Origin of the sequence: Chitinophaga sp. (genome assembly GCF_036569185.1) — a bacterium.
Lineage (GTDB): Bacteria > Bacteroidota > Bacteroidia > Chitinophagales > Chitinophagaceae > Chitinophaga.
This window is the reverse complement of the sequence record NZ_DATCRD010000231.1, coordinates 1-5513: the sequence shown is the minus strand read 5'-3', so window position 1 is coordinate 5513 and position 5513 is coordinate 1. Positions and strand designations below refer to the sequence as shown.

The following is a 5513-nucleotide window of genomic DNA, read 5'->3' as shown; positions in this document are numbered from 1 at the left end:
TGCGTTGATGGCGTCTTCCGGGTTACGGGTAACAGACAGCCCCCTTCTTCTCAGGTCAAAAAGCCGCTGCCCTTCAAAAGCCAGCTCTTTAAAGCGTTCTGTATACAAAGCGGTGATCAGTGCGTCTTTACCGGCAAATGTTTGTGGTGTATACCCTGAAATACGGGCTGCACGCAACGCATTCAGATCATCGGCGCCGGCGCCGGCCTGGTTTTTCTCTGCCAGCGCTTCCGCCCTGATCAGGTACATTTCACCGGTCCTGAATAACTTGATATCGGCCAGGCCAAGACTACCGGATACGCCGGCGTATTTATTCACCAGGTACTCGGAGTTACCGTCGCCGCGGGTATCATCAAACCGGATATAAGCAGGATAACGCACATCATGGGTTTTATCGAACAGGTTGATCAGCTCAAAGGAAGGAACATATAAGGCCACATTGCGGTTAAAGTAAACACTGCCTATCAAACCGTCGTTACTGCCTGCTACCTGTTTCAGTTTCCAGATCACTTCACTTTCCTTCGTATCTTTCCAGATGCCCGGAAAATCAGCGGCAGAGGCCAGTGGTAATGCATCAATGGCTTCGGTGGCATAGGTGACTGCATCGTCCCATTTTTTTGCATATAAGGCCACTCTTGCCTGGATAGCTGAAATAGCCGGAAGCGTAATCCTCGTATTATCATCAAAATCAGCAGGCACCAGTGTTTTAGCCAATTGCAGATCCCTCTCTATAGCAGCCGTTACTTCTCCAAAAGTATTGCGGGAAGGAAAACCGTTCACCGCTGCATCCATATAAGGCACACCCATCGCAGCAGGTTCATATGCTTCCGCATAACTCTGCAATAACTGGAAATGACAGTAAGCGCGCAACGCCAGCGCTTCTCCGCGGTACCGGTTCTTCAGGGCTGTTTCCTCATCGCCTTTGGCGGTAACGGCATCCATAGCGCCCAATACGCGGTTGGCCCGGTCGATGGCCACGTAATATTCCCCGAAAGAAGCGGTGATAGTAGTATTGCTGGGATCTATCTGCCAGCGGTAGGTAGCTACGCCTCCGCCTGTCCCGTTTTCACTGGGCAGGGTACATTCATCAGTCACCAGCGATATGCCGTAAATGGTATTGTAGGTAAGCCCGGAATACGCGCCGAGCAAGCCCCCGTTCAGGTCGTTCACGGTACGGAAAGTTCTTCCCGGGTCAATGATACTGTCGGTAGGCGACAGGTCCAGTTGCTTGTTACATGCAAGGATACAAACCGACAATGCGAGTGCCAGGTATCTGAAAGTATATTTGAAAAAACGGATTGTCATGAGCTCAATAATTTAAAAATTAACGTTCAGGCCAAAAGTGTAGGTTCTTGCGTTGGGATAATCAAACCTGCCCTCGCCATTGTTATTTTCCGGGTCAAAACTTTTCCATTTGGTCCAGGTATACAGGTTTTGCGCCTGCGCAAATACCTGGATGCCCTGTACAAATTTTATATGGTTCATTATTTCTTTCGGGAAATTATACCCGATGTTTACATTCCTCAAACGCAGGTAAGAAGCGTCCTGGATATCTTTGGAAGAGAATCCCCTGCTGGCATCGAACTTAGGCAAGATGGCATTATCGCCCGGTTTTTTCCAACGGTTGTACAGCATGCGCACCGATTGGTTACTGCTGGCAAAGCTGGGGTTTTCGTTGTAATAATCTTCATTGAGATAGCGCATGGTTTTATCGGCAAACGTAAACAGCGCATTCCCGTAAAACCCTTTCCAGGTAACACCTGTATTAAATCCACCGGTAAAAGGAGGAATATAGGTACCAAATTCCGCTACGCTTAAAGCTGTTTCATTGTAATCGCTGGTGGTCTTGCCTGACCTGTCGTAGTACAATGGATCGCCCGTTTGAGGATCCACACCGGCCCATTTAGGCGCATAGTGCGAGCCGTATGGAAGTCCTACCCTTACGATCTGCGTGGTGCCCTGGGTGAATTCGCCGGAAGCGCCCAGGTCGGTGATCACATTTTTGTTATACGCAAAATTCACTCCTACCGACCAGGTGAAATCTTTTCCCTTCACAATATCTCCCTGCAGATCCACTTCTATCCCCCTGTTGCGCATAGCGCCGGAATTGAGGAACATAGTGGAAAAACCGGAAGTGATAGATAAGGGCTGTTCTATAAAGAGGTTATTGGTTACTTTATTATACACGTCTGTTACCAGGCGGATGCGGTTATTCATGATACCCAGGTCGAAGCCCATGTTAAATTCTTTCGCATATTCCCAGTCGTAGTTAGGATTGCCTGGCTGGTTAGGCACAATAGCCGGGGTACCGCCATACTGGCTGGTTCCATAGGTACGGAAGTAAGCAAAAGGCCCGAGGTTGGAAAACGGGTTGGCAGAAGTACCATAGCTGGCCCTGAAGCGCAGGTTATCCACAAAGCTCACATCTTTCAAAAAATTCTCTCTCTTTACTTCCCATCCGATACCAAAGGAATAGAAGCCATGCCAGCGGTTATCGGGTGGTACGGTAGATGCGCCGTCGTACCGGTAACTGGCATTCAGTGTATACTTTTCATTAAAGGTGTACCGGCCTACGCCAATGTAGGAAGCCAATGCACTTTTGGTACGGCCTCCACCCAGGAGCGGGCTGTATGGCGAGCCTGGCGTAATGGCTGCAGGCGTGGCAGGCAGCCTGTCGTCCAGGTCATAACCGGTATAATTAAACGCACGATAGTTGTTCTTTGTAAACTCAAAATAACCCGACACTTCAAAATCATGTTTACCAGTTACTTTTGAATAGGTTAACCCGGAAGTGCTTACCAGTGTAACATTCCTTGTTACGCCTTCTCCGAAACTACCTCTTCCTCCATTATCCACTTTATAACCGGAATAGGAATCCGGGTTCACATAACGCTCTGTGGTAGTTTCCCTGAAATCAATACCCAGCCTGGTTTTCGCTACCAGTCCTTTAGCGAGTATATAATTCAGTGAAGTACCGATAATGCTTTTCAGCTGGTTGTCTTTACTGCTGGTATTTAACAAGGCTTCCAGGGCGTTGCTGCCTTCACGGAGGTCATACACCGGATATACATCATCGTTATAATTGGTCACCAATGTACCATCTGCCGCATAGGGATATTCATAAGGGAGGGCGTAGTATACGGCTGCCAGCGGGTTGCTGCCGCTGCTGGAGGCTTCTCTTTCTATAAAGGAAGATTCAGAGTAGGCAAGACCTACGTTAATATTAGCGGTTAATTTACCCGCATTGAAGTCCAGGTTATTCTTAAAGCTGTAACGTTTCAGTTCAGAGCGCCTGGCAATACCCTGCTGGTCGTAATAGTTGACAGAACTATAAAACCGTACATTGTCGTTGCCTCCGCTCACGCTTAGTTGTTGTTCCTGGAACTTGCCTGTTTGCAGGAAAATTTTCCGCCAGTCGGTATTTGTATTCCTTAAGCTGTCAAGTATATGATCTGCTTCCCGTTGTTCTTCCGGGGTTTTATTGGCATAGTCCGGGTTTTTAGGGGAGAACTCCCAGCCGGGACCCAGGTTGGCGCCGGTTTCCAGGCCGATCTCCTCTTCAAACTGCAGATGCTCTTTGGAATTCATCATCTGAAATTTGGGAGTGGTCATATTGGAGAAACCATATTGCGATTTATAGGATACCGCTATTTTCCCTGATTGTCCTTTTTTGGTAGTGATCACGATCACCCCGTTGGAACCGCGGGATCCGTACAACGCTTTGGCAGAAGCGTCTTTCAATACAGTAACGGAAGCAATATCTGAAGGGTTGATACCCTGGAACTGGCCCGCTTCAATGGGAATACCATCCATTACATATAAAACGGAGGAGCTACCGTTGATGGTACCTACACCGCGCACCGTAATAGTGGCGCTGGTACCTGGCTGACCGGAACCGGCAGATACCACCATTCCCGGCACACGGCCCTGTAGTATCTGGTCGAATGTAGCCATGGGCACCTGCGTGATCTTATCGGCGCCTACTACGCCGGCAGCGGCGGTCGATTTATCCCTTGCATAATTCGTATACCCGGTAACCGTTACCGCGTTCAGTGTTTTCACATCTTCCGTTAATACTACATTGATCTCGCGCCTGTTGCCAATGGTTACCTGCTGGCTTACATAGCCTACCAGCGAAAACTGGAGCGTGGTAGCGTTATCCGGGGCGATGAGCGTATAAGCGCCATCCGAATTGGTAAGCGCACCGGCGGTGGTACCGGTAGCACGAACGGTAACACCCGGTAAGGGCAGGTTATCCAGTCCCCTTACTGTTCCTTTAATAGTAATGTCTACAGCGGCAGCTTTACTTTCTGCGCCGGCATATACTACCACCAGCCCGTCTTCTTTCAGGGAGTAGGCCAGGTTGGTACCTGCAAATGCCTGTGAGAGCACTGCATCCAGCGTGGCTTCTTTTGCTGCAACGGTCACCTTCCTGTTCTCGGGCAGTGTTTTATCGTGGAATACAAAACGGTAAGCCGTTTGATGCTCCAGTGTTTTCAGCAATTGTTTGATACTTGTTTCTTTCATCTGCAGGGTGATCGTTTCCTGCGCGAAACAAATAGCCTGCACCTGAAGGCAGGTCAAAAAAAGAAGAACAGTCAATTTCATAGTAAGCAGCAATTTGCCGGCGGGAACAGGTTTCCCCTTCCATTCCAGGAATACAAGTTTTAACATACCTTTGATGTTGGTTTAGTTAATGATCATTCAGGACATTTTCTGGACTAATTCCGGGGGAAGTGTGCCAGCACTTCCCCTTTCTTATTTGGTTGATATATAAATTGTTTATTTACTGATGATGATTTCCCCGTTCACCATTTTAAAGTTGAACGGATAAGATAACTGCAATGCATCCAGTGCTTTCAGGATCGTTTCACTTTCAAAGGTGCCGGAGTACCGGTAATGCTTCACCGCTTCATCAGCAAAGCTGATCCTGATGCCATACCATTTTTCCAGCTTGCCTGCTATTACTTCCAGCGGCTCATTTTCAATTTCCAGGCGGTTCCTTACCCAGGCTATTTCCCTGGCTTTATGGTTCACCGGGTCGGCATCCAGCGGCACTATTTTAAATGGAACGGCCGGTGTTGACAATACAGCTGCATTCGTTGTCAGTTTCTGATTTGGTTGCAATACGATTCTTTCTTCCGGCTTACCTGCCAGCGTAACTTCCACCTTGCCTTTGAACAAGGCAGTTTCCGCATCATGACTGCCGGCATAGGCGCTTACATTAAAAACGGTGCCCAATACTTTGATATCAAAAGCGGTGGTATGTACTATAAAAGGGTACTGTGCATGTTGTGTTACATCAAAAAAAGCTTCGCCCGTAAGGGTGAGTTTCCTGTTGACTTCATTAAACCCGGGGGCCAGCTCCACAGAGCTGTTCTTCCGCAGGATAATAGAGGAGCCATCCGGCAGCACTATTGTTTTACGGGGATCATTGCCAGCATTGATCACCATGCCGGTTTGGGGAGAGGTGATATCCGCAGGCGTGCTATGCCGGCTGAACAGGTAAATGG

General features: G+C 48.4%; 3 protein-coding genes. All 3 read right to left on the bottom strand.

Annotated features, from left to right (window positions below):
* The coding region (locus VIM72_RS17425) for a RagB/SusD family nutrient uptake outer membrane protein (protein WP_332004104.1) at window positions 1-1305 on the bottom strand (1305 nt) is incomplete at its 3' end.
* A 12-nt stretch (window positions 1306-1317) separates the two neighbouring features.
* Window positions 1318-4674: a TonB-dependent receptor gene (locus VIM72_RS17420; protein WP_332004103.1), complete on the bottom strand. Its 3357-nt coding sequence runs from the start codon at window positions 4672-4674 to the stop codon at window positions 1318-1320.
* Between the two features lie 108 nt (window positions 4675-4782).
* Window positions 4783-5513 (bottom strand): FecR family protein (locus tag VIM72_RS17415; protein WP_332004102.1); only part of this gene is annotated, 731 nt, incomplete at its 5' end.